Origin of the sequence: Pseudoalteromonas sp. PPB1, assembly GCF_015356275.1 — a bacterium.
In the GTDB taxonomy this organism is placed as follows: domain Bacteria; phylum Pseudomonadota; class Gammaproteobacteria; order Enterobacterales; family Alteromonadaceae; genus Pseudoalteromonas; species Pseudoalteromonas rubra_D.
Genome location: NZ_JACEQV010000031.1, coordinates 37,536 through 61,884 on the forward strand (window position 1 = coordinate 37,536; position 24,349 = coordinate 61,884).

Consider the following 24,349-nt stretch of genomic DNA (forward strand, 5'->3'; position numbering starts at 1 on the left):
CCCTTTTGGTTTAGAGACTTATTATGTGTACTTTTTGCATATTTCCCCTCTCACTGACTATAACCTTAACCACTTAATTTAAATGGTTATTTTTCAAACATCTCACCAAGATTATTGTTGATTTCAATAAGCTCTTCTTTCTTGCAACGCAGGCGCAAGATATCAGCCTTCACTGGAGCTTGAGGTTTCAGCAGCGATGACACCTCAACATTTCCTTCCAGAACAGAGGCGCCATTTAAGATATAAAAATTTAATCTATTCTCTTTTGCTATCTATTTATTTACTTAAAACCTGGCAAACAACTCTAATACCGATTACACAAAACGCCTCACATCACACGCTGAGAAAAGTGAAGCGAGTAACATGCGCGCTTATTTTTGTCCGAATGCATGTGATTGTTTAACGTTCAAACGGCAATATTACCATCAAGCCTTAGGGCTTCAAGATTTCCTCTACAACACGCCTGGCGCTTTGAGTTGCATTATGCACAGCGCCCCAATCCTCTTCTTGCGTGTACGAGTCTCCGGCAAAATACAACTTATGATCGATGGTACTGGAAAGAGCACTTGAAATACTCGACGGTGCGATATCCGCCAGGTATGCAGAGTGAATATATGGCTCATCATCCCAATTCTGCACCACATGATTTATATAGTTTTGGGAGGCTTTGCCATCGAAAACTTGATTTAACTCGTTAAGAATGTACTCGAGTTGCGCTTCTTGCGAAACCAATTGATACTGCCTGGCTTGCTGACCCACGGCGAAAAGCCCCAGTACATTGAGTGATGTATTCTGGCCGTATGCCGCATCAAAATAGGCACGTTGACCTGCACTTGTTTCACTATCAGGAAAGGTTAGGTAAGTCGGATAAAATCTTTCAGCGAAGCGTATAAACACTTTAATACCACCCCAAACCGGAGCCTCCCGGATAGCATTCAGTTTGCTATATGGCAGGGACGGGCTGAAACTAATCACCTCATTTTGTAGTATTTTCAACGGCACCGTGACAATGACTTTGTCGGCTTCGTAAAGCAATCCATTATGGTCAGTGACAATAACTTTATCTCCAGTATAGTCAATTGACACTACCTGAGTGTTAAAAGTTATTTGTGACTGGATACTCGGGGCAACATATTCTTCAAAAAAATCAAACCATGTGGAGTTTATAAATTTTTTATCTTCAAAGTCACTGCCAAATGCGTCAGAAATAGGCGAAAGGTTTAGAACTCCATTTTCAAAATACCCAACTCGATCCTGGCCGGTATAACCTTGAAGCTCAACAGAGTTCTCCCATAACGATGTCTTTAATATCTTCGTTAATTCGTTTTCTGAGGCATGTAGCCATTCCGCTCCCAGCGGGATGGGAAAATCAGCAAATGTGGTCGTGCGTTTCATCCTACCACCATATGTGGAAGATGCCTCCAGTATCTGAAAACTGATACCGTTCTGATTAAGCAAATATCCAGCAACCAGCCCAGCCGCCCCCGCACCAATAATGAGCACAGACCCGGAAGAATTTGACGGTGTGGAGTTCGAGCCACTGTCGCTCTTGCATGAAGTGAGTGGTACAGATATCCCCAGCAACCCACACATTTTAATAAACTCTCTTCGATCCACCTCACTCCTCCGCTTTAGATGCTAATGGCAATATTGATGTTCTCACAAAGGAATTGCGTTTCATCAGATACATCGCAAACAGGGGCGCACTTAATGCGTCCCATGGTTTGCTTTGTTATGATCTTCTGGCTTATCTATCGTTACTATCACGGCGGATAAATGTGGAAACCCCTGCCAAAGAGAAACAGACCCTTCTCCCAAAGAAAAAACGTCACTTTTTAGTTTTGGATAAAAGTACATATGGTGTACAGGGGTAGGATATAACTTGCCGTTGTAAAACATTTTATTATTTGGTGACATCATATAGACCAAAGCAGCGGTCTCGGCAGTTGGCAACTTACCTGCTCGAAAAGCCTCACCTACAATTTTGTATGTTTCATCGTAAGACTTACCCTCATACAGTGATTTCATATGTAATTCATATGCTGGTAGGATTGTTCGCACAGCTGGCTCATTAAAGCAGGACGGTTCATACCTACCATTCGGATCGTGTACTACAGCACATGTAAACTTGTTTTTCCCTTGTTTTATAGGTATGAATTTTCCACCTTTAAATTTTAGAAAAGTAGCATCTTTAGTAACGTGGGAGGGTGCGCCTTCACTAGCTCTGGAGATTTCCAGACGATCGGCTTCACTCAATGAAAAACAGGGTACGGAAGCAAAAATTAATAGAGCAAAAATCAAATATTTCATAGTGGTTATTATTTCCTTGTATCAACTTACTCAAATATGCATAACGCCACTGCTAATTAGCACAAAAACCTTGGCTAAGCTTTGCGAAAAAGGAGCATAAGCCAAGCATGATACGCCCTTTTTTAGACCTTGCTATAGACACGACTTCGACAGTACGTATACGTAACCATCGTATAGTTCAAAAAACTTATTGTCATTCACAATTTCAAACGTTGTGTATGGATAAACGAGATCTTCCGGCTCAAATACATCTATTTGAGTCAAATGAGTTCTTGCCGGAAATACCCCCCAAAACTGGCTAGCCCTTACAGGTACTTGTCCCTCAACAACTTTGTTTGGAGACTTGGAATATTTATATGTGGGAGATTCGATCGTTTTTGAGATTCCAACATATTGAGTATTAGATAAAGAAACATTTTTCCCTAACCTGGACTTAGCTTCTGCCTCGGTTGTTAGACCGCCACGGTACTTAAAGGCTTCGCTAATACAATATTCACCATAGTATTTTTTAGGTATTTCAATTGCATTGGCTGACATACAAATAGCAAAGAGGAAAAAGTTATAGAATTTAAACATAACACCTATAATGCCCTGTTAAGGGACTGATAATGTTTAGATAAAAGGTATAGCAAAACGAAACGAACCAAACGTTAGCAGGTCCAATAAATGTTAGGCATTGTTTCACTGAAACACCCCAAATAAATCAGGTATTGCTACCAGCAGAACTTGCCTGATCAGTAATAACCCAAGAGCAGCTCCAATAGGGTAAACGATAACCCTAGCGACTATAACTGCCTGCGGTTCCGACAGCGGCGTAAACTTAGCCAGCGACTTCGGCGAATAAGCCATAGACATCACAAGCCATATCGCTACACCACAGACCAATATCTGTAGCACAATCAAAAGTTGAGATGTATCGCTGACGCTTGGGGAAACTAATGCCGTGAACGCAAAGATCCCCCCCATACCTCCAAACAAAGCTAAGCCAACAATTGCCATATATCTCACGACCAAATCGACAACCTTAAGACTCTTACGCATATACACCCAACGGTTGGTCATACTTTTCGAGGCACGAGCACAAACCAACCTTTATGTGCCCGATTACCTTAAGGCATCTGTTGTGCCCCATCTCGTAAGTTAAAGCGGATTACGACGTTATGTAAAGTATGCCTTTGATAGATTGGCTGAATCATTAAAGTGGAACTGAATAATGCCTTTATTTAAACGAACTTACTAATCAGATAACCGGCCGTTACGATTAAAATAAAAAGGTACTTTTAAAGTTCCACCTTTTTCCAAAGCCGGCCAAAAGGCGCATTGCACCAAACGCTAGTAGCTATACCGTTGGTTTTGTATAAATCACGGTTCAACTAGGCATGTTCAAGTTGTTAGGCCAGAGTGTATTCATAGCATCACTGGTTTGTTATGAAAAAAGGCTTGCACGGTACTCATTTAATTCGTTAACAAAGACTGATAACTTCACATCAAATTGGCCTTTAATCATATTCATGGCTGCAATACCTTTATTTAATGGACGAGCACTAGGTACATTCATGAAAGCTTCAATAGCCCATATAGCTGAACTTTTATCATTTCCTTCATACTGGGGGTCAACTAAAAACAAAATAAAGCACTCTAAACCATAGTTTTTCTTAATTGAACGGATTTTCCAGGAGGACTCTAACCACCACTCAGTATTTTCGCTTTCGTGTATTATTTCCCAGCCACTTTGGACTAGCTTACTAAATAGCATTTCTTTGTAGTACTTCATGGTTTTATATTACTCATAATGCTAAGCCAACGGGAAAATCGTGGCTCTATAATGCAAAGGAACGCTGTGTTTTAGTCCTAGTGACCAAACGGACAGACGCTCATCATCACAGGCTGACAGACATCATACCGCGCAAAAAAGTTATCTAACTGATGGCGTTAGCTACTATTCTTCCTGCAGGCTTATTTAAACCAAACCTGTCGTCTCGCTGTACGCCAAGCGTATGCAGATACTTCAGCTTGGATGACCTCAATTATGAGGTCATCCCCGTGCGCTTAACTAACCGGCGCAGTCTGTTGTTCACGTCCTTGGGTTTCGACACTCTTAATGTACGCCTATTTAAGCCGTTTAATTATCCCGCAGCTTAAGTAATGCAAAACAAAAAAAACTACCTGTGAAAGTAAACAAATAAATGGAATGAACACAAACATGCCTACTATTACTGAACCACTTTCACCATCAGGAATTACAGTAAAGTACTCATAGAGTACTAACCATATCCAAATAGCTGATACCGCAAGCTGCCACCACATGAGTTTTTTACTTTTAGAAACCACTCGCGCATGATAAGGCATAACTCCGAAACAGAATATGCAATATAGCAGATAAAAAACAACTCCCATTATTAAAGGATACTCCCAAAGCTTATAATGCCATGAACTGAGGCAAACCGAAGCGCAGCATAGGTTTTCCCAAGCTGCAATTTGTTAAGCTCCATATACTTGAAACGCCTCTTTTATATCGTACTGACAATATTCCCCAAATTGCCTTACTAACTTCATCTCCTGATAAAATTAGCGATTTCACACTTTTCAGGTTCACGCTTATCTCTGCTGTTTAAATCTTTAGCTTCAACTATCAACTCTGAGCGACTAGGTAAGTGTTCGGGTAGTCTAATATTGGTGACTATACCAAGGTTATGTAAAGCATTTAAAACCCACCAACCAGGATCTGGCTCATCTTTGTATAACCCCAGCATCGCGGAGCCAGGAAATGCGTGATGATTGTTATGCCAAGCCTCACCCATAGAAAGAAATCCTGCAATTCATATATTATGACCTTGCACAGCAGCACCATCTACAGACCATGTACGTTCTCCCTGATTATGGGCGAAATATCCAATCAGCCAATGCCCTCCAATTGAAACAACCACACGGACTGAGACACCCCATATGGCCCAACTCACACCACCTAACATATATAAGAGAAAGGCTAAGATAAAGGACTGAAGCAACCAGGTTGACTCGAGAAATTGATAGAAGCGACTTCTAGAAACCCGCGGCTCTAGATTAAACGTCGGAGGGTGCTTTAGCTTTAAATCGCAATTTAATTGCCACCAACCGTCTTTAATCATAGTCGAACCGTGGAGCAGGTAGTCGTGACACTTTGATTGACGTTGTGCCCAATCGCGAAGGTCATGCTGTCTAAGCATACCAATTGGGCCGGCCATACCAACTAAGACACCTAGATAGACAAAAAGATATTCCATCCATAGGGGGCACTCATAAGACCGATGAATAAGCAACCTGTGCATACCCAATGAATGGCCTAAACAGAGCGTGATGCCTGTTAAGGCGATAAAAACGAGAAAGCCGGAAAGCGAAAAAAAGAATGGTGCAGCAAACAACGAAACGAACAAATTTGATAAAAACCAAATCGATTTAGCTGGACTCCAAACTACCAGCCCCTGCCATGCACTTTCAGAATTATTGGAAAAAACTCTTTCGGTATTGTTCATACTTTCCCTGGAGATAGTTGACGCCGATAGAACTGGCTAAAAATTGTTGGCTATCGTTTTGTGAGACACAAACAAAGCCAGCCTTCTATGTCCGCCTTTACAACTTTGTTATGTGAGTAGTTTAACTGCTTAATCAGCACCTGATCCTCCTGAATCGCCATCAATGTCTGAAGTTGCTGAACCGTCTTTCGAACCTGTGGGCTCTAAATACGTACCGTCACTTACATTCACCCATTGGCCTTTAAGTTTTACGTATTTCTGCAAAATATTATGCACTATAATCGAGCCAAATATAGGAACCAATAGTGCCAATAACACTAAATTCATTTTTTCAAATGCAGTTCTAATTGGACAACTCAAAACCGCATAAGCGGAAGACGCAAACACTAATAAATGAACCAGTAGCAATACTAGATAGATTGGCCAGTTTTCCATAACTCTCCTATTTCACTTAACGCAAGCCTTTGTTTTTAATTATTTATATCTCTAAAAAACGATCAAGTAGCAATACCATAGGTAATACCACCATCCTATACGATGTGCTCAGAAAAAACTGCCCCCAGATTCATGTTCAGCGTCTAGATTCATTAACCCTGACATCGACACTTTGCGCGATAGCAATCCACTTTCACTCACTGAGCTGGGCGAAGTATGAAGATCTTTGTCGTCACTAAGCACAATATTAAACGTATAGATCAACTTGGGGAGCCTCAATTACGAGGGGCAACCCTTGGCTCACCTTACAGACTAAAATACTTGGTTATAGTTAGCGTAAAAGGAGCTTAAACCAAGTGTTATGGCCCCTTGATTTAGGCGCTTGTTAGATGCCTCACTGGTTCATACCAAATCTACAAACACATTCATTACTCATTATTCAATTGAATGATCTCTAATATCCTTAAATCATCAGTGAACCTTATTTCTACAACTTTACCTTCAAATTTATCTATCTCCATTTGGGTGAGGTCGACATCAAAAAATCCCCTATCATCCAACCTATAATCAAAAACAACACCTCCAACTTCAAATTTTACAAAATCCCAGCCTTCCTGATAAAAATACAAGCTTTTTAACGTTCCTTTGATAGAGTCAGAATTACTATAAAGCTCATCTAGCTGGCTCAACTCAGATACTACTTTAAGATAAGAAAAAAAAGATAAAAGAACAAAAATAACTATAGCTATAACTAAAATAGTTGGAAAAAACTCATGCTGTAGAGATTTTACACTTTCTCTATAGCGAACAATATCAGACTTTGTTAACGGTTCACTTAATTTAAAATGGAATTTAAAAACAACAGCAGACATTAAGACGAATACCGCAAAACCAAAGGGTATAGAAAATGCCTTGTAGTAAATGAACTCAGATGTAAGTTGGTAAATAATATTCATAAGCAAGCTCTACTTATGTGAGAATTATCCATAAATATCCGAAAGAACCGAACGCCAACATAAAATACGGAGAATGCTTGGCTAAAATTAGCAAAAAGTGGACGCCAGCTAAGCGTTTGAAGTCATTTTTGATGTGTTTGTTATGTTTGCTTAGCTACCAATCTCGCCACTCCTTCCAGTTCTTAAGCAGTCTGGAATTAGCTTGCTGCAACGCACTCACTTGTTCATCAGGCCACCACAGGGCTAAGTCAACACTTTTCAGATTGGGTAAGTTATGCAATGGCTCAAGGCTTTTATCAAGTACTCTCGTATTTACAAGGCGTAGGCGCTCTAAATTCTTTAAGCTCCTTATAGGAGATAGCGTATCTAACTTTTGAGTTGTCCACGTACTTCCGTTAAGGCTAAGAACTTTTAGATTTATTAATTGAGCGAGCTCCCGGATATCTGAAATATTTTTTATATTTTCAAATGCCAGCCACTTTATATTAGTTAGTTGTTCAATTCCATTCAAATTCCCTAACTGAGTAGAACTCCCTAAATTGAAGTACACTAAGTTAGATAACTTTTTAAAATTGATGTTCTTTATACTAGAGTGCTTTATCGAAAGGCCTCGTAAATTAGGCATGTCACAAATGGCATCAAAAAGGTATTGATTAACTTTTGGCGCGACCCATAACATTTCAACACGCTCTAAGGTTGGCAATATTTTAACCCAACCATCTCGCACTTTCTTTTCTTGGTATGCACTTAAGCCTAACTTATTAGAAGGACCGCACAATATAAGCCTGTCATTATTAAAGCATTCTTCAATATCAAACTGTTCTTCTGGCTTATCTAAAACCCACTCATAACCTGAATAGTCAGCTTCATTCCAATTAATAGACAAGTGCGTACTCTCCTGAAAACATAACGCTGCGCTCTGAGAGCCCCCAGATATTAATAATTAAATCAATGTAATGGATACTCACGCCACCCTTTGAACAAATTTATTTCGCCCAAAGCTAACCAGATAATATCACCACGCGTATCATCACTATTCTACACGATATGCTCAGAAAAAACTGCTCTCAGATTCATGGTCGGCGTCTTGATTCACTAATGCCGGCAACCGAAACTTGCTCAATAGCAATCAACTTTCACTTATTGAGCTTAGCCGGAATATTAAAGGGCCTGCCACTGCCAAACACAATATAAAATGTGTGGTTCGCTTGCTTAGCAATACCGCCATGCATAACAATCGGCTTGCTATTTAACGCTTTAATCCGCTCCTGACTTGTGGCGCTAACTGTAACTTCATAGAACAAAAACATCGAACCTAATAGTATTTGAAATATTTGGTTAAGTACTTCAGTTAAGTCGCCGTATATCGGGTTAATTAAAACCCAAAGCCCAATCAAAATAAATGCTATACCGACAACAACGCCAAGCAAACGCATAATTAACTTTTTAGTTGTCACAGTTACAGGGCCTTCGATTACGTATAACGTTGCCATAAGGCGTGTCGCATTTGATGGTATGCTTAGGTGATGACAATACCGATTATACCAAATTTAGTGCCCGTTATTTTCTTAAACAAACCCATTTCCACCATAACATCCATAACCCGAGACATATCATAGTACCAGTCAATTATACCCACGGGCATACTTAATGACTGTGTTGTATCAATAAACTCAGCAAAGAAATATGGGTCAAGTACACCAAACTCCTCACCATACCAGATTGGTACCTCAATAACCTGACCCGAATCGATATTTTCACAAAAAAAATGCGCGCCATGATGATAACACCGCCAGCCATCAGGAAAGATCTCTATTTCGTCAGACTTATCCCACAATTCAGTTAGCGGAATGTCATTCAATTCGGTGATTGTTCTTGCTAACCACTCTGATTGCTTTCTAAACTCGCTAGCTGCATGCTTAATCTCTGGAATTATTCGATAAATTTCCGGTTTGGAGATGACTTGCTTTATTGTTACGTAACTCCAGTACTTTCGGCTTCCAGGATCAAAAACACTGTAATTCTCAGGTAGTTCACGCCTCAATCTGACTATCAATTTCTCCCTTTTTGAATGGGGCATCCAGGAGGGAAATATCAGTACTAAATGCCTCTCTCACTCTACCAATCTTATAAGTTTTTCAACCGATGGCAGGAAAAAAGATGATATGTAATATCTACGAACAGGATCAGGCATTCGACCACCTAACGCCTGCATTTGCAGCAGGTTTGTAGCGATCCCATGCATACGCTTACTAAAAAACATTGGTACGCTCTGCCTCGTCTAATTTCTTTAAGGCAAATTCACCCCTTTCAGATACAGCGTGTGAGCTATCTGAAGCAAAGCGTTCCGCAAACACTTTGGCATTTATACCTAGATTACCTAACTCTCGTATTAGAATCTCGGCCGAAACGCGCCTAACGATGGATGAACGATCTTCAGATGCTCTCTTTAGTAGGTCTATTAGTGGAGTTTCAATTTCTAACTTCCGCTCGCCAACCACAGGTTTTAACCGGCCCTCACAGTACCTTATATCAGTCCACACCCATTTTCGACCTTCGACCCATACAACATGCCCTTCAAATAAGCTGCGATATGCCTTAGCTCGAACTGAGGGCTGGATAGCAGATTTAGCTATTTCTTCAATTTGCCCATCGAGTATCGGAGTGCGGCCAAGCTGAGAAAAGAGTGATGGCATAGGCCCAGAAGCAGACAGAATCAACTTAGATCGAAGGGACTTTGCTATCTCTTCTTCAGAGATGATTTTTAGAAGAACCTGTTTATCCGCCTCTTCTATCCTGCCCCAGGAATTCCAATTCGAAAGCGCGATACAGAGTGCGTCAGCTACATATGCAGGGTCTGTCGACCTTGCTACCTCAGGGAGTATCTCCCTTGCGGCTTTACGCACTTGTGGTACCCAATCATTGAGCCTGCGCACTGCAAGAGAAAAAAAGAAAGTATTTGGTGCAGCCCCAGATAGGACTCGAAGTGCTTTTTCACGTTTGTAACCATCCCAGCTAATAAGATCAAGCCATGTTACTAACTCCCAGGGCCTTGACCATACCTGCCACTTAGGAGGATTAGACCCCTTTATAGCGGAAGAAAATTCTGCACGAATAATCCGTTCCCAATAGCCAAAACTCGAAAGCGGCAACTGAGATGTAACTTCGATTAGTTCAGTCATATCAGCGACGACTTTACTACCTGAGTTTATCGAGTTAGCAAAAGTTCTCACTGCAGAAATAACCTTATTTTCCATAATGTGTGATTGTTGCACCTACTATTCTTGCCTCTTAACGCTTTTAGCAGAGGCGCAGTTTACTGCGTCCCTAGCCTGGATTTTTTGAATGCTGTCACTCCATTCAAGAAATGCAGCAACCATTTTATCTAGTAATAAGGGACCAGAAGCCCCAACAAACTTACGATCCTTTACTTGGCAAATTATCCAATCAGATTCTGAATCATAATTTACCTTTAGTTCATCAAATTGGGCCTTTTCTAAGTCAGTTCCCTCTAAATCGATCTCTAGTTTCCACCCTGGATTATCGAGGGTGCTTATTTTTACACCGAATTGATGCTCCCAATCTTCATTACATTGGGCTTGATACCAAGCTTGTAGTCTTTCGAGGTTACTCATAGTTCCGTTCGGCATTTAATGCTAAGCTAAGGGGTTCAGACGCGTGGCAAAATTGGCGAAACCGCCACGTGTTTGCGTCCCAGTGAGCGTTTTGTTAGTCATCATTTTGTATAACGTCCGTTAAGCCAAATTTTTCTTTAATTCTATATGCATGCTGTACGATAAGGCTTTTTGAGTCCTTTAACCAGTCTTTGCAATATACTTCCAGTTTAATTAAGTGCCCTTCTTCGCGTATATCTTTTTCTTGCATGAAAAACTCAAACCAAAGGGTATTTCCATCTTTGTCTTCGAAAGAGCTGGCTTCTACCGTAAAAGTTAAATATTTAACCAACTTCTTTTCGTAAAGCGGTGTGAAGGTGTTATAAATTTCCGTTATGACGTTCATGTTTAGCTGATCTAATTGCCAACCATTTTGAGGACTTAGGACTATTTGTTTCATACCTGACGACTAATCTCCATTCAGAGGTTCATAATAGCTTGCTAAAATTGTGAAGCGAAACGGAACCGAACAAATTGAGAGCAACCGCGTCACTATAACGGCTTGTTATTTATCAAGTGGCACCGACTCTCCAGTTTCAATAGAGATTTTATGCACTATACCGTCGAAGTCCGTAACTAATACATAGTCACCATCGAATTCAAAACCCTCGGTAAAGATTTCAGGGCCTGATATGCTCCATACTTTGTCACCTGAGGAATTTAACCTACATATGTCTAACTCTCCCCAAGAAATTAAACAATCATATTCATCCACCCAAAAGACACCAAAGCAAGTGGCAAAATCAACTTTTTCTACCCATATAAGCTCAAGAGTAGGAAGCTTTAGTGAGAAGACAGAATCACCTGAAGCCACATAACAAATATCATTCTTAATAGTAAAAGAGTACTGGTGAACTCCTGTTACCCCACCAATACCCAAAAAAATTACAGATGATTCAGGGTTGTCAATTTCACCTAAGAACAGGCCGTGTGCTGAAGAATATTCGCTTTTTATATTTCTACAAAGTTCCACTTCATATGAACGAAGATTATCAGTCGAGTTGATCGAATAATGAGGCTCATTTATTAAAGTTACATCAATGCCGTTGAAGATTTTCTTCATACTTGCCATGGTACATAACGCCTTACTATAGAGTTTTATGTAAAGTAGGCCACTGGCCCTGCAAAAACGGAGCAAAATTCAAAAGGTCAGACCGCGTAACTTGTTATGTTGAGGACTTGATACTATGTATGTAACTGTCAGCGTCTTCAGACCATACAGGTTCTAATTTTTTAAGCTCTTCAAACGCGGCAAGAGCTTCCGTAGTTTTACCTAGTTTGTATAACGCCTTAGCTTTGAAATACAAAAGCTGCCCATCGTGAGGACGACGTGCCAGATGGCGTTCACAAGAAGACAACGCAGATTCGAAATTTCCCTTACTAAGCTCTCGCTGAATAAAACTATAGAGTTTACCACCATCACGATACCAATCATTGTAAGTTCGAAATAGTGCGCCAAAAGTATGTAACGCCACCAAAGCAACAAGCAGAGAAAGTATGATATCTATTTTTTCCATTTTATATCTTCCAGTAGCGCAACATAACGCCCGCAAAAGGAGCTGATAATGCTTAGCTATAATTGGTGAGGCACGAACCAAGTCAAGCTTTATTAGTCCAGCTGTTGATGCGCTTGTTATGTTTGATGCCGCACCTGTCTTGCAAGTAAATAATGAGCAATGGCAACAACGACAAGTAACAATATCATTGCACCAACATATGAACCTATCAAGTTCAATGGAGGTAAAGAAAAGCTACACAAGCGCAAATTGTATAGCGAAACAGCTAATACCCCACAAATTAAAGAACAAACCGCCACATGCATATAAGTTAACTTAAATATGAATTTACCAGCAATACCAAAAGCGACTGAACAAGCAGATAAAACACATACAATGATTAGCTCGGCGCGATGTATGTAAGTCATGTCTGCCTGAGTAGGAATAAAAGGATAGATAGGACTTTGAGGTGCAATAAAAGCACCTAACAAAGAAAATATTTGAAGAAAAACTAGTTTTTCAGCATATTCTTAAATTACACATCACGCCTGTGTCCGATATATGCGTTTGTTAGATATGTGCTTCAAAGACATTCCACTCGGTCAAAGCCATTGAAGCAACTGTATTTGTCTTTCCCAGCAAATGTACTGCCAATCATTTCAAAAGATGCTGGATCTGCTCCTTCGACTACCCTGTTTCCAAAGTACACATTTTCTTTGTCCTTTGTGTAACCTCCTAAGAGGACTGTAAAGGAGTCGCGGTCTTCGATTGGTATCTTACTTTTCATGTAATAAGCGCATTTGTCATCATATGATAGCCAGTTTCCCTGAGCACCATTAAAGTCATGTATTTTAAAGCTCTTATAATCACAAACCTCCAATGGTCGTTCATTGAAAAAATAGTCTCTACCATCTCTGCTAAAATTTCCATTTAGAACTTCGAAGGAAGCGCCATTTGAGTTTGGAATTAAAGTATCTGCATGAAAAGCGTGGTACTTATCTACGCCATAAAATTCCGAAATTGATTTAAATGTTTCAGCATCTGCACTTTTAATTACTCGCCCCTGATAGAAAACCTTACTTCTGTCCTTGGCGTATCTGTCATCATCCAGAATTTCAAAGGTTTCATAGTCTACATCCAGCTCGGTTTCCCCACTACCCATCCCCTCGTTCCAATAAGTCCAGTATACTTTGTCATCTCTGACCTCATAGCCAGAGCATCCACTTAGTAGAACAAATAGCAAGGTGAATAACGCTATTCTCATAAGCACCTAATACTGCCACAAAGAGCATTAAAATCAGTTATCTACACTTTATCGAGGCACAAGCGACAAACCAATCGCTTTATGTCCCTCGGCTTAATGGCCTTGTTACTTCCCCTACTCAACAACGTTTACAGATATATTGTTTGTTTTGAAAAATTCGTTGAGCTTGTTTACACAGTGCCTTTTAACTCCATAAAACTCTCTAGTACGTTTTTTAAATTTGATGCTTAAGATTTGAGAATCGCGCAAAAACTGAAAACTCTCAATTGTTCTTATGTCTGTAGCCGATTTCATTTGAGAAGGTCCGGAAAAACTAACACCGCCAGATGTATCAAAAGCCGCTTTCAAAATTAGAGCACCTTTCTTTCGTTCCTCGATAATGAAGTATTCTTTTCCTTGTTTACAGGTTGAGACCGAATCAGAACGATCGGTACACCCCGTAATTAACAGGACTATCAGCAAAATTTGATATTTCAAATTCTCACAAACTCCAAGGGCAACTAACGCCCGATTAATAGCCGCGATCTCACCTGCGCCCTAATTGACGCGCTTGTTATAATTTATTTTCGATTTCATCTTGTAGTTTTTCAAGCTCATCAAGGATTTTCATAAATTTGGTGCCGAAATCAGTGACTTTGTACTCCACCCTAGGTGGCACTTCATTGTAAGAAATCCGCTCCAGGATCCCAAACTCCGTATTTTTACGTAGGCACTGGTTCAGAACTTTAGTGGTTAAACCTTCAATGCTGCGCACCATTTCACCTGGCCGATTGATTCCATCGGCCAAGAGCTGATAAACCGTAAGAGACCATTTACAGCCATAAATAGTTTCCACTATCTTTGCACTTTCAGTCGGTGCGGTTTTTCTCAAATATTTTTTTTCTCTGTCTTTCATAAAGATGTACCAAAAAGTACCTACCTTACCAATTTGTACTTACTTTTTAACGCTAAGGTGATTCGATAAATTATCTCCGTACCTTAACATACATCGGAGAATATCTATGACAACTTCAAACATTGCATTAATCGTCGGAGGTTCTAGCGGAATGGGCTTTGCAACAGCAAAACAACTCGTCGCTCAAGGGAGCAGTGTGATTATCTTAGGCAACAATGCTGATAAGCTGGAGTCGGCCAGGTCTCAGTTAACCGCAATCGCGAGCAATGACGTTAATATTGAGACATTACAAGCCAATCTCTATGAGCAACAAGATGTTGACAGAGTCATTCAAGCGATAAACTCGGACGAAAGGCATATCCAATACCTTATTAATTCGGCAGGTTACTTTAACCCTAAGCCATATTTAGAACACAGTTCAGAGGATTATGATGCATATGCTCTACTGAATCGGGCTACCTTCTTTATAAGCCAAGCCGTATCCCAAAATATGCGTAACAATGGAGGCGGTTCCATTGTTCATATTGGTTCAATGTGGGCTAAGCAGGCGATCAAAGCAACCCCCTCTTCTGCTTATTCTATGGCAAAAGCAGGATTACATGCGTTAACGCAACATATGGCAATGGAACTGGCCGACCATAATATTAGGGTAAATGCTGTGTCACCTGCTGTAGTGAAAACGCCAATTTACGAAACTTTTATCGATCCGGCAGAAGTGGATGATGCCCTTGCAGATTTTGACAGTTTCCATCCCATTGGTCGTATTGGCACACCAGATGACGTTGCCAACGCTATCATGTTTCTATTGAACGAAAGTGCAAGCTGGATAACAGGCGCGATTTGGGACGTTGACGGCGGTGTTATGGCTGGCCGAAATTAGACAACCATCTTTATTGGAGGCCAATATGACTACTTTAATTAATGCTGATTTCAAGCAGCGTGTCGTAATTCGACCCGCCGACTATAAGTGGGTTGATTCTCCGATGCCTGGTGTTGAGCGCATGATGCTCGACCGCATTGGAGATGAAGTCGCACGAGCAACCTCTATCGTTCGTTATGCCCCATACACAACGTTTTCGTCGCATACTCATAGTGGTGGAGAAGAATTCTTAGTACTTGATGGTGTGTTTTCGGACGAGCATCAAAACTACGCAAAGGGGAGCTATGTTCGCAACCCAATTGGTACATCTCACACACCAAAAATAGGTAAAGAAGGTGCAACTATACTGGTAAAGCTACATCAATTTGCTCAGGACGACACAGAGCAAAAAATGATAGACACTCAAAACCCCCCTTGGCAGCCAGGGCTTGTAGATGGGCTAACGGTAATACCGTTGCATGAGTTTAAAGGTGAGAAGGTAGCCTTAGTGAAATGGGCACCTCACACTCAATTTCAATCGCACACCCATTGGGGAGGGGAAGAAATCTTTGTATTAGAAGGCACGTTTTACGATGAGCACGGCCAATATCCCAAAGGCACCTGGCTTCGTAGCCCACACATGAGCCAGCATACGCCTTTTACGAAAGAGGATGGCGCATTGATTTATGTAAAGGTGGGTCATTTGTAAACAGAACGTCCGCATAAGGCCCCCACTGCACGCTTGCTGATATTTTGGGGCCTGGTGCCAAACCAGAAAGCGTGCAATAGATTACTTTTAATGCGTTTGTTAGGCATTTCTGTGCTGTATTTGGCTTTCAATCTTCTTCATGAAGCTTTGTGCACCAAAGCATCTAAATTTAAAGATCCCGTACGGTGTTGTGACAGCGATGATTTTCGTCAAGAAGCCAAATTCTAGGTCAATATTGAAGATATGCTTTAGAGGAATGCTAAACGCATTGTCGCCCTTATGGAATATCTCGTTCACGGTGTTTGGGGTAAAATTAATATGATCTTGAGTAAGGGTGACTGCCCCCCCGACCCAAAGGCCACCATATGCTTCCTTGAACTGACTCAGGACTGATTCAACTACCTGCTCGTGGAAATCGAAGCCTGACAGGTCTGCAAGGTTTCGACCAGAGATAGATCTTCTTTTGCATCTTCGATTAAAAAGTTACAAAGCTTTTTAGCTATTTTTAAATTTGACATATGCTTCCGTGATGTATGCCTGACAACGCCTAAGCGGTAAAAAATTATGTCGCATGTTTTTGAAAAAAGCGCCAGGATTTTGTATCCGAATTGCATCGCTTGTTATAAACCTACTTCAAATACCTAACTAACTTTTCTTTGAAAACCAACCAATAACAACCAGAAATGCAAATAACACTCGAATAGAACTGGAATGCGACATTAACGCTGTCTGTTGAATTTATGAAATGAATTCCAGGAAAAACCAACAAAAAATTTGGGATAATTACATTCAAAAATTTGTAATCTTTTCGCCATAAATAAGGACTAACAACGCCAATAATTAGCCCTATAAGAATACCAGTTAAGACTGCGAAATCGGCTCTATCATAATTAGCAAGAAGAGCAATTAATGCACATAATCCAAACAAGGCAATCCAAACTGACTTTTCAACAAGCTTTAAGTTATATCTCGCTAAATCCGAATTTATCATCTATGTTCCATAAGATTACAACATCTTGAATAACGGGCCAATAATGCATGACTTAAATTAGTAAGGCTCGACCAAGCAAAGCTTGATTAGCCTAGCCCGTTGATATGCTTGTTAGTTTTCTTGGCCTTCCCACCACTTTATTAATTCGTTAATTGATGGGTATATCATATCTTTTTCAGTCGTAAACAATATTAAAGGCACAGTAGAAACATTGAACACTTCTTTACCTTGTACTGGATCAAAAACTTCGATTGTATAGCGGTCCCATTCACTATTCTCGGCTTCTAATCGTATATGTATTTTCAAGAATGGACCAACTTTTTTCGCTAACTTAGTTAGCCCGCTATTACTAAATGATACATTTTTTTTATCGATACCATTCTGAGACATTAACTCCTTGAATTGTTTTGAGTTAAGAACCTTACCCATATTCAATTGAGATAGTGATTGAGTATGAAGTGTTCGGTAGGATTCTTGAATAGAATCATGCAGCTCGGGTTTTATGTATTGAGATAAATATACAAATTGATACCCACTTTTACCTTTTATTGGTAACTTAACTCTAACATCTTCCTGACTAACAGTTTTGTTGGCAGGGAAAAAACCTGTACTTTTATTTAAAGTTAACGGTTTTACAGTACAACCGATTAAGAAGATAAATAAAATGGCTGATAAGATAAAATTGCATTTCATATGTGATTTACCCGTTTAAAAACTAACGTCTGCATAAGGCACCCATTACTCGCTTGCTAGTCTTTTAAGGCCTTGTCCCGACCCAACAAGCGTGTAATGGGTCGGCTTTAATACGATTGTATAGATAATCGACCTATCAAATTTACTTATTTTACCGATTTAGGGGAAAGTGAATCCCAGGCTTTAGTTGCAACCAAAGCCTTCTTTCACAGTAGTTGCAACCAAAGCCTTCTTTCACAGTAGTTCGATTGAATGTTGGCTCCTCTATTGAGAGACCAGTAACAAGAATGAACGCTGTAAAAGACTCCAAGCACCCCACTAGAATAGTCTACTGGGCCTCGAGCCCGCATTATGCAAGCATGAGTTAGCTTATATGAATACCAAAACAAATCAAAGCATCAACATTGGTGTCGATACCGGCAAGTTTCAGCTCAACATTTATATACGACCTTTAGATATTCACTTCACTGTCAATAATGACGAGCAACGGGTCCGTGAGACGACTCAAAAAATATGCCGTATAAGCCTGAACGAATCGTTATTGAGGCCACAGGCAGGCTCGAGATGCCATTCACTCTTGCATGCTCCAAAGCAAGTTTACTGTTCGTTATTGCCAACCCCATTCATTTGAAACGCTTCGCCGGTGCTATCGGTCAGCAAGCAAAACCGATCCTAACCGCCTTCAAAGATCAGATCCAAAAAATTGAAAAAAGAATCATCAAACTGCTCGAGTCATGCCCGGAATATCTGTTCACCTAAGGAAAGCTGAAAAAAGTTGCCCTAACCGCCTGTGTTAGAAAGATGGTTGTTACCTTGAACTCGATCTTTAGAGACGAAACAATGTGGGAAGCGCCAATTGCTGAAATTTAGTGATTGACGCCATAATCTCTTATTAAGTGCTAGCCCCCGACTCTTCTTGAAGGCTCTAATTGATGAAGGTAGCGTGTGAATGTGTCTTTGGGACGCTCTAATTTATTTTCTGCCAGTACCCTAGATGCCATACCACGATGGTTACTACCATGCGTTAACAAATGGAGTAAAATCTCTTCGATTGACATCTGCCCTGTATCACCATCAACAAACTTAAATGAAACAACTTTTTCTAATTCTTCCTTCGATGCATCTCCCGTATACTGAACTAACCATGAGTCGTTTTGATTCATTATATCTCGCAGCTCCGATATTGTTGGAGTCTCAACGGTATTGTCACCATTATATTTGTCAGGCTCGCCTAAAATTCTGCTGATGAACAGGCTATCAACGACTGTTGTATGATTTAAGATTCGAACGAAAAAGGTAGCATCACTTTCTTAAAGCATTGATAACTGCTGCTCTCCAATATCAAGCAATTCATTATTTGCCCACTTTTTATATTGAAACGCCTTAGAAAAGTCCATTCTTTCTCCATTGTTATTCGTTTAAAAATTGCAAAACTCAACCTGCACTTAACGCCCTGCTAACCGAAGGCAAATTTGGAAGTTACCTTGTGATAAAATGAACGAAGCAAATCACAAAACAACTGGAGTGTTTGGCTTCGAACTAAGCGGCTTGCTATGTATTTCTAGCCACTTCTAGAAAATTTATTTTCTTACAGTGAATTGTTACAGGCCAAAAATGGTCAATATCTAAGTAAAAATGCAAATTTCCGGTGGAACATGCTTCTTTGGAGTCATATTGAAACCTGTTGATTCGATAACCGAGCCAACCATCCTCTCGAGCAGCATTGATGTCACTCACAAGGTCTCTAACGTTTGAAGAATTAAAGATTCCACTTAGTATTAGTTTTACAGTAGGCTTTTCAACATAGAAAATCTCATAGAGCTGTACCACGGCCTCAAGCCTGCCCCTTTCGTCAAAAGAGATATCTACAATAATAGAATCATGTAAATTAAATTTTATATCGTCAATTGCCATTGATTAGCCTAAACACATAACGCTGAGCTCAGCCATTTTTAGCAGTCGGTTTCAGCGCCTTGTTATATTACCGTTCACATAGCCTATTTCAGCTTTTTTGTTATACGTTTAGCCTGCCATTCCTGGAGGTAGAATGTCAAATTTCGGAACATTGTCAGGAAAGGTTGCCCACGATGGTGCTGAAGATGCATAAATCGACATTTTTGGAGTGAAGTTATTATGTTTTAATGAAGTTGCCGATACTGAGTAAAAATTACCCGCTGTTACCTCTGCGCACAAAGCTGTGCTACAAGTACTACAGAAGTGGTAATGTACCTCTTTTCCTGAACCTCCAGAACGCGTATACGAGGAAGGTGTACCTTTAGTAAAAGAAAAGTTTTCTATTGGCACCCAAAGCCCAAACCATTTATCCGATCCAGTAAGCGCTTGACAGTCTTTACAATAGCAAAAAATAGAATTTATAGGATCTTTATCAAAACAAAATTCAATGTCCCCGCAACGACAACTTCCAATGTGTTTTTCCATGCTATCTCCAGTGTGGTTGATTTCAGAAATGGATAGGATGAAATCAAATTCATATTGACTTTCCCCATCCAAAGATCGACTTCATCCTAGAGCAGAATTTATATATGATAAAGAACATATATAAATATGAGAAGGCCTAACCTTATGCCCTACACAAAGGAGCACAAAAATAAAACCCGCGAAAAAATTCTTGATAGTGCCTTCAGGCAGTTTGTATTAAAAGGTTTTGAAGGCGTTACAATCGATGATTTGATGAGAAGCTGTGGACTTACCCGAGGCGCTTTTTATGCGCACTTTAAGAGCAAAGCAGAGCTTTACCGTGAAGCGTTAAATTTCGCTACCAGCAGTACCAAGCTTGCCAACCTAAAGCCTGAAGATTTATCAAATAAACAATGGCTATGTCTGTTGTTAAATGAATATCTAAGTCTGGATCATGTGAAAGGAAAGAATCCATGCCCTCTCGCGTTCTTAGTTACAGACATCAACATGAAGAATGATGAAGCAAATATCGCTTATGCGAACACTTTCCATGGTATGAATGCAGCAATTATGGAATACGCGAAAAGTTACACGGATTGTGACGAGCAAGATATTTTGTCGGTAACTGCAATGATTATCGGGGCAGTAGCTATAGCGCGAAAGCTCCGGGATCTAGATTCTATTCATAGTTTATTAGAAGCATGCAGACGAGAATCTGGCGCAAAGCTGGGAGGGATATAGCACTTTATTATATGTATATTACTCCTGAGTTAACCAGTAATCATGAACCCCAATTGCATGAGCTAAAAACTGCCAAGGGACATACATATTGTTAACGTATTGGGAGTAAGCTGTTTCAATATATACTGGTTTATATGTTAAACAATAGTCATATAGCCTTTCGGTAAAATTACCAGCTTTGGCTCCATACAACAAATATTGATCGAGTAAGCTTGTAACCACTTTGACATGTTCCAGCTCAACTTGAGTACTCTTATGGTTATTTTTTGAAATTGTATCTAGTGCATTTTCCACACCTTGCGATACAACATGGTTGAGTCTTGCATTAAGTGAATGCGGTGACATTTACTCTCCATTTACACATAACGTTTTGATAACGGGCACTTGCCCGCACTAAACCTGACCAAACCAATGTATTCACGACACTTTCTAGCACTTCGAGATCGGCAGGGTGTCCCGTTCATGGCTTTATTAAATTTTCACTTCACCTTCGATGAAAACAGATACTCATTATCCTCTACCGATAGCATAATTTTGTAAGAGATAAATTTTTTAAATTTCAGGTCATACTCGAAATCTGCCAAGAGAGTCCCGTTATAACATGATTTTTCATCTTGGATATCTAACTCACACTTTAAAAAATACCGGTATTTTGACAACTCATAAAATTCTAGAGAATGTCGTTCGTTATTCCATCTCGAGCCATCGCACCAAAAGTCACTTGGAAGCTCCGTTTTCCTGAGGAGAGACGTTACATAATAGCTAACCCAGAAATCTAAGGTACTCATGAATTCTGAATTCGAAATGTTGGCTCCCTGCTGCTTCAATGTATTGCCCAAATCAGCCTCTAGTCGCCTGAAACGTTTCTTCAATATTCTTTGATTGATACGATGCCCCGCGAAATTTAACGCTCTACTAAGCGGCAATAAAATAGCTGACTAAAATTTTTTGAGGCACGAGCAATGCCCACTGCTTTTTGTCCGCATTTACGACTTTTTTATGCGCTTTCTCCCTAAAACTTGTTTCCGCATTTAGGGCAAAATTTATACCTTTTTTCAACTTCAGTGCCGCAGTCACCACAATACTTATTATCACTCCCATTTGACAGCCTGTTTAAAGTTGATTCAAACGGGTCCTTTTCTTTGTCATGAGCGACAATATCTTGTGCCGAGAAACGATTTTTCGCAAATGCATTGTACAAATGATACGCACCTGAAATGCAACCAGATAAAATTACAAAGTAGCCAATTAAATGAAAGTAGCTTTCATTATCTGTTTGATTTAACCAAATCAAACCAAATAAAATGCTGCCTGCAATCTCTCCTACTCCTAACCCAAAAGATGGAGCTCTACCTGTTTTAATCGAAGCAATATTTCCATTTTCATCAGCAATAGATACCCTTTGAACTGGTTTATCCTTGATCCGCTCTTTAATTAATATATTGATTTGTGCTAATCGTTCTGGATAAGCTTCACCATCAATACTCTCTTTACATTCAAGTAATTCCTCAAGCGTATATTGTGTATAATCAATCTCTGTCAAAGTAACCTCAAATCTTCTGTGCACATAACGCCTAATTGGGTCCGCGGAAGGCGTCACCTAGATTCTCTTGTTAGGTGTAAACCTGCTCATTACAGGTAATGTTCTTACACACTATTTTAATGGTAGCTTCTGATGCCATAAGAATTTCATGTAACAGGTAACCACCCTCAGTTAGCCTAACTTCATGGCAAACTATATCGCCATGGTATGTGTCTGCATAGTTATACGGATTTTTAGTACCCTCAAAAGCATATGATTCTATTTCTTCATATTTTAGAACTATATTTCGGTCATGCATTGGCCCAAGCAATTCGATCTCTATAGTTGTACTCGGGTTAAATGGCCTTTCTTTGTTTCTATGCTCTTTAATATTGATGCTTGTAACCCAAGAGTCATGTAATGATTGCGGACTCTCAAGATCATGGCGATTTACATCAGTGGCAAACTCGTAGACATGGACGGGGATCTTCCCCTTGCGAGCCCTCATATACTCTAAATAATCGTCAAACGACTCATACATAACTATCTCTCTTGATTACACATAACGCCCGCATTAGGCGCCCATACTTTTAAGCCTTGAGCCGGCCCAGTAGGCGCTTATTGGGTCGACTTTGATGCGCTTGTTATGTTTGCCCGCCGGCTATATTTTGTGCAACAAAGAGCTTAACCTGATTTGACCGGCTTAGTCCACGCTTATAATCTTGAAGTTCAATACGCTCAAGTAGCGGCTGCTCTGATAGATCGGAGCGAGCGAATTCGACACTGATGAGACATGAGCTATTAATAAGAACAAGATAGATATCTTCAGTTTGTTCAGAGATACTGTATTGGACACAGCCATTGACTGTAGAATGCCCACTGGACTCAAGAACTTGCTTCAGCTTGAATCAGAGCGAAAGCTATCTCGTGATGCCATTAACTGCTCACGAAAATCTAATTCCATTTTGCTACCGATTAGCTTCATTGCTTAACCCTGAAAAACATGAAGACACCATAAGCGATTGAAATCGTTTAACTAAATTGTGAGGCATGAACATAGCCAACTGATTTAACCCCGCCCTTCAAGGTCTTGTTATACACCATTTGTAAACAAAACTGAATTGTCTGTTGGAGGTGAAGTACACTTTAAATTAGCAGTTACGTATGGCCAATGGACTCGTTTTGCATGAATCACAAACCCTTGCTTCATCGTATAATTGGTCAAGGTAAATGAACCTGGGCAAAGTTCTCCGGATCTGCGTAGCAGCTTAAACCTCAACTTCTCGTACGATTCATTACTAGTACCATCAACTCGAACAAGAAATGATTGTTCACCTAGCTTTTGTTCAGAGAATCCACTAGCGCCATTTTCAGGATAGCCTTCAATTGGTTGATATGAACTACAACCCACTATTACCAATGATAAAGCGAATATTGCCAATCTAAGCAAGGTAACTCCATAGATGCATTACGCCTTACTAATTGGCGCATAAATGCTTAGCTAAAATTAGTCACGAAGGAGCGCATGCCAAGCGTTTTGCGCCCTTTCGAGTAATTTGTTATATTCCCTTAAGACAAAAAGGAAACTTTGCCTTTTGCTATTTTCCAAGGGCCCGCATATAAACCAAACTCTAAACCAACATGCATCAGCGGTTCATGTACTTCGGGACTTAGAAAGTCACTTTCAACTTCCAACTTGTCACCAGGAAATACTTCTTCGACATTACCCAGATTAATAGAGCATGACGGCGTTGTTTCCTTAATCATTGAACTAATCTAGCATTGTGTGATCAGATCTCAAAAGCAAACACCGAGACTGAATTTTGAAAGAAAAGCGTATCACTAACTGGCGTGATTACAACAAAGCCCTTATC

31 protein-coding genes and 1 pseudogene are annotated in these 24,349 nt (G+C 40.1%); 4 read left to right on the forward strand and 28 right to left on the reverse strand.

What is annotated here, in order from left to right; translation table 11 throughout:
- Positions 1 to 432: 432 nt before the first annotated feature.
- From IY568_RS21765 to IY568_RS21855, 19 genes are all read right to left on the reverse strand, one after another.
- On the reverse strand, positions 433 to 1,617 hold the full coding sequence (locus tag IY568_RS21765) for an NAD(P)/FAD-dependent oxidoreductase (RefSeq protein ID WP_323744771.1): 1,185 nt from the start codon (positions 1,615 to 1,617) through the stop codon (positions 433 to 435).
- A gap of 90 nt (positions 1,618 to 1,707) precedes the next feature.
- Positions 1,708 to 2,310: a chromate transporter gene (locus tag IY568_RS21770; protein WP_194868677.1), complete on the reverse strand. Its 603-nt coding sequence runs from the start codon at positions 2,308 to 2,310 to the stop codon at positions 1,708 to 1,710.
- Between the two features lie 132 nt (positions 2,311 to 2,442).
- Complete coding sequence (locus IY568_RS21775; RefSeq protein ID WP_194868678.1) at positions 2,443 to 2,886, reverse strand: hypothetical protein; 444 nt, start codon at positions 2,884 to 2,886, stop codon at positions 2,443 to 2,445.
- A gap of 105 nt (positions 2,887 to 2,991) precedes the next feature.
- On the reverse strand, positions 2,992 to 3,351 hold the full coding sequence (locus tag IY568_RS21780; protein ID WP_228553503.1) for a hypothetical protein: 360 nt from the start codon (positions 3,349 to 3,351) through the stop codon (positions 2,992 to 2,994).
- A 385-nt stretch (positions 3,352 to 3,736) separates the two neighbouring features.
- Positions 3,737 to 4,084 (reverse strand): hypothetical protein, encoded by a 348-nt coding sequence (locus IY568_RS21785; RefSeq protein ID WP_194868680.1) that lies wholly within the window; start codon positions 4,082 to 4,084, stop codon positions 3,737 to 3,739.
- A 1,045-nt stretch (positions 4,085 to 5,129) separates the two neighbouring features.
- On the reverse strand, positions 5,130 to 5,822 hold the full coding sequence (locus IY568_RS24955; protein WP_228553504.1) for an acyl-CoA desaturase: 693 nt from the start codon (positions 5,820 to 5,822) through the stop codon (positions 5,130 to 5,132).
- Between the two features lie 129 nt (positions 5,823 to 5,951).
- On the reverse strand, positions 5,952 to 6,257 hold the full coding sequence (locus tag IY568_RS21795) for a hypothetical protein (protein WP_194868681.1): 306 nt from the start codon (positions 6,255 to 6,257) through the stop codon (positions 5,952 to 5,954).
- Between the two features lie 428 nt (positions 6,258 to 6,685).
- A complete protein-coding gene (locus tag IY568_RS21800; RefSeq protein WP_194868682.1) occupies positions 6,686 to 7,213 on the reverse strand; it encodes a hypothetical protein in 528 nt (175 codons plus the stop codon).
- Between the two features lie 154 nt (positions 7,214 to 7,367).
- Entirely contained in the window at positions 7,368 to 8,099 is a 732-nt protein-coding gene (locus IY568_RS21805) for a hypothetical protein (protein WP_194868683.1), read from the reverse strand.
- 250 nt (positions 8,100 to 8,349) lie between these two features.
- Positions 8,350 to 8,706: a hypothetical protein gene (locus IY568_RS21810; protein WP_194868684.1), complete on the reverse strand. Its 357-nt coding sequence runs from the start codon at positions 8,704 to 8,706 to the stop codon at positions 8,350 to 8,352.
- 26 nt (positions 8,707 to 8,732) lie between these two features.
- On the reverse strand, positions 8,733 to 9,269 hold the full coding sequence (locus tag IY568_RS21815; protein WP_194868685.1) for a DUF6896 domain-containing protein: 537 nt from the start codon (positions 9,267 to 9,269) through the stop codon (positions 8,733 to 8,735).
- A gap of 196 nt (positions 9,270 to 9,465) precedes the next feature.
- Positions 9,466 to 10,488, reverse strand: coding sequence for a hypothetical protein (locus tag IY568_RS21820; RefSeq protein ID WP_194868686.1), 1,023 nt, complete (start codon positions 10,486 to 10,488; stop codon positions 9,466 to 9,468).
- A gap of 3 nt (positions 10,489 to 10,491) precedes the next feature.
- Positions 10,492 to 10,848: an immunity 53 family protein gene (locus IY568_RS21825; protein ID WP_194868687.1), complete on the reverse strand. Its 357-nt coding sequence runs from the start codon at positions 10,846 to 10,848 to the stop codon at positions 10,492 to 10,494.
- Positions 10,849 to 10,942: 94 nt separating this feature from the next.
- A complete protein-coding gene (locus tag IY568_RS21830) occupies positions 10,943 to 11,287 on the reverse strand; it encodes a hypothetical protein (RefSeq protein ID WP_194868688.1) in 345 nt (114 codons plus the stop codon).
- 105 nt (positions 11,288 to 11,392) lie between these two features.
- Positions 11,393 to 11,959, reverse strand: coding sequence for a hypothetical protein (locus IY568_RS21835; protein WP_194868689.1), 567 nt, complete (start codon positions 11,957 to 11,959; stop codon positions 11,393 to 11,395).
- Between the two features lie 94 nt (positions 11,960 to 12,053).
- Positions 12,054 to 12,404 (reverse strand): tetratricopeptide repeat protein, encoded by a 351-nt coding sequence (locus IY568_RS21840; protein ID WP_194868690.1) that lies wholly within the window; start codon positions 12,402 to 12,404, stop codon positions 12,054 to 12,056.
- 562 nt (positions 12,405 to 12,966) lie between these two features.
- Positions 12,967 to 13,647: a DKNYY domain-containing protein gene (locus tag IY568_RS21845; protein ID WP_194868691.1), complete on the reverse strand. Its 681-nt coding sequence runs from the start codon at positions 13,645 to 13,647 to the stop codon at positions 12,967 to 12,969.
- A 114-nt stretch (positions 13,648 to 13,761) separates the two neighbouring features.
- A complete protein-coding gene (locus IY568_RS21850; RefSeq protein WP_194868692.1) occupies positions 13,762 to 14,124 on the reverse strand; it encodes a hypothetical protein in 363 nt (120 codons plus the stop codon).
- Between the two features lie 76 nt (positions 14,125 to 14,200).
- Positions 14,201 to 14,542, reverse strand: coding sequence for a winged helix-turn-helix transcriptional regulator (locus IY568_RS21855; RefSeq protein ID WP_194868693.1), 342 nt, complete (start codon positions 14,540 to 14,542; stop codon positions 14,201 to 14,203).
- Positions 14,543 to 14,642: 100 nt separating this feature from the next.
- On the opposite strand from IY568_RS21855, the gene IY568_RS21860 reads away from it, so the two are divergent.
- Together IY568_RS21860 and IY568_RS21865 are read left to right on the forward strand one after the other, a co-directional pair.
- A complete protein-coding gene (locus tag IY568_RS21860) occupies positions 14,643 to 15,422 on the forward strand; it encodes an SDR family oxidoreductase (RefSeq protein ID WP_323744772.1) in 780 nt (259 codons plus the stop codon).
- Positions 15,423 to 15,447: 25 nt separating this feature from the next.
- Positions 15,448 to 16,110, forward strand: a complete 663-nt coding sequence (locus IY568_RS21865) for a cupin domain-containing protein (protein WP_194868695.1) — start codon at positions 15,448 to 15,450, stop codon at positions 16,108 to 16,110.
- A 628-nt stretch (positions 16,111 to 16,738) separates the two neighbouring features.
- Here the strand turns inward: IY568_RS21865 and IY568_RS21870 are convergent.
- Together IY568_RS21870 and IY568_RS21875 are read right to left on the reverse strand one after the other, a co-directional pair.
- The gene (locus IY568_RS21870) at positions 16,739 to 17,101 is read right to left on the reverse strand and encodes a hypothetical protein (protein ID WP_194868696.1); all 363 of its coding nucleotides are present in this window, start codon (positions 17,099 to 17,101) and stop codon (positions 16,739 to 16,741) included.
- Positions 17,102 to 17,212: 111 nt separating this feature from the next.
- A complete protein-coding gene (locus IY568_RS21875) occupies positions 17,213 to 17,794 on the reverse strand; it encodes a hypothetical protein (RefSeq protein WP_194868697.1) in 582 nt (193 codons plus the stop codon).
- A gap of 373 nt (positions 17,795 to 18,167) precedes the next feature.
- On the opposite strand from IY568_RS21875, the pseudogene IY568_RS21880 reads away from it, so the two are divergent.
- A pseudogene (locus IY568_RS21880) lies at positions 18,168 to 18,664 on the forward strand (hypothetical protein).
- A 29-nt stretch (positions 18,665 to 18,693) separates the two neighbouring features.
- Here the strand turns inward: IY568_RS21880 and IY568_RS21885 are convergent.
- The 3 genes from IY568_RS21885 to IY568_RS21895 form a co-directional block, all read right to left on the reverse strand.
- Positions 18,694 to 19,077, reverse strand: coding sequence for a DinB family protein (locus IY568_RS21885; RefSeq protein ID WP_323744773.1), 384 nt, complete (start codon positions 19,075 to 19,077; stop codon positions 18,694 to 18,696).
- Between the two features lie 268 nt (positions 19,078 to 19,345).
- Positions 19,346 to 19,708, reverse strand: coding sequence for a hypothetical protein (locus IY568_RS21890; RefSeq protein WP_138536506.1), 363 nt, complete (start codon positions 19,706 to 19,708; stop codon positions 19,346 to 19,348).
- 108 nt (positions 19,709 to 19,816) lie between these two features.
- Positions 19,817 to 20,233 (reverse strand): GFA family protein, encoded by a 417-nt coding sequence (locus IY568_RS21895; protein WP_138536504.1) that lies wholly within the window; start codon positions 20,231 to 20,233, stop codon positions 19,817 to 19,819.
- Between the two features lie 144 nt (positions 20,234 to 20,377).
- Here IY568_RS21895 and IY568_RS21900 point away from each other — a divergent pair, with 144 nt between their 5' ends.
- Positions 20,378 to 20,953 (forward strand): TetR/AcrR family transcriptional regulator, encoded by a 576-nt coding sequence (locus IY568_RS21900; protein ID WP_194868698.1) that lies wholly within the window; start codon positions 20,378 to 20,380, stop codon positions 20,951 to 20,953.
- 18 nt (positions 20,954 to 20,971) lie between these two features.
- Here IY568_RS21900 and IY568_RS21905 read toward each other — a convergent pair whose 3' ends face one another.
- From IY568_RS21905 to IY568_RS21920, 4 genes are all read right to left on the reverse strand, one after another.
- On the reverse strand, positions 20,972 to 21,298 hold the full coding sequence (locus tag IY568_RS21905; protein ID WP_194868699.1) for a hypothetical protein: 327 nt from the start codon (positions 21,296 to 21,298) through the stop codon (positions 20,972 to 20,974).
- A gap of 667 nt (positions 21,299 to 21,965) precedes the next feature.
- Positions 21,966 to 22,496, reverse strand: a complete 531-nt coding sequence (locus tag IY568_RS21910) for a zinc ribbon domain-containing protein (RefSeq protein ID WP_228553505.1) — start codon at positions 22,494 to 22,496, stop codon at positions 21,966 to 21,968.
- Positions 22,497 to 22,566: 70 nt separating this feature from the next.
- Positions 22,567 to 23,016 carry a hypothetical protein gene (locus tag IY568_RS21915; RefSeq protein WP_138536500.1) on the reverse strand — a complete coding sequence of 150 codons (450 nt, stop codon included), beginning with the start codon at positions 23,014 to 23,016 and terminating at the stop codon, positions 22,567 to 22,569.
- A 1,028-nt stretch (positions 23,017 to 24,044) separates the two neighbouring features.
- Positions 24,045 to 24,242 (reverse strand): hypothetical protein, encoded by a 198-nt coding sequence (locus tag IY568_RS21920; RefSeq protein WP_194868700.1) that lies wholly within the window; start codon positions 24,240 to 24,242, stop codon positions 24,045 to 24,047.
- Positions 24,243 to 24,349 lie beyond the last annotated feature (107 nt).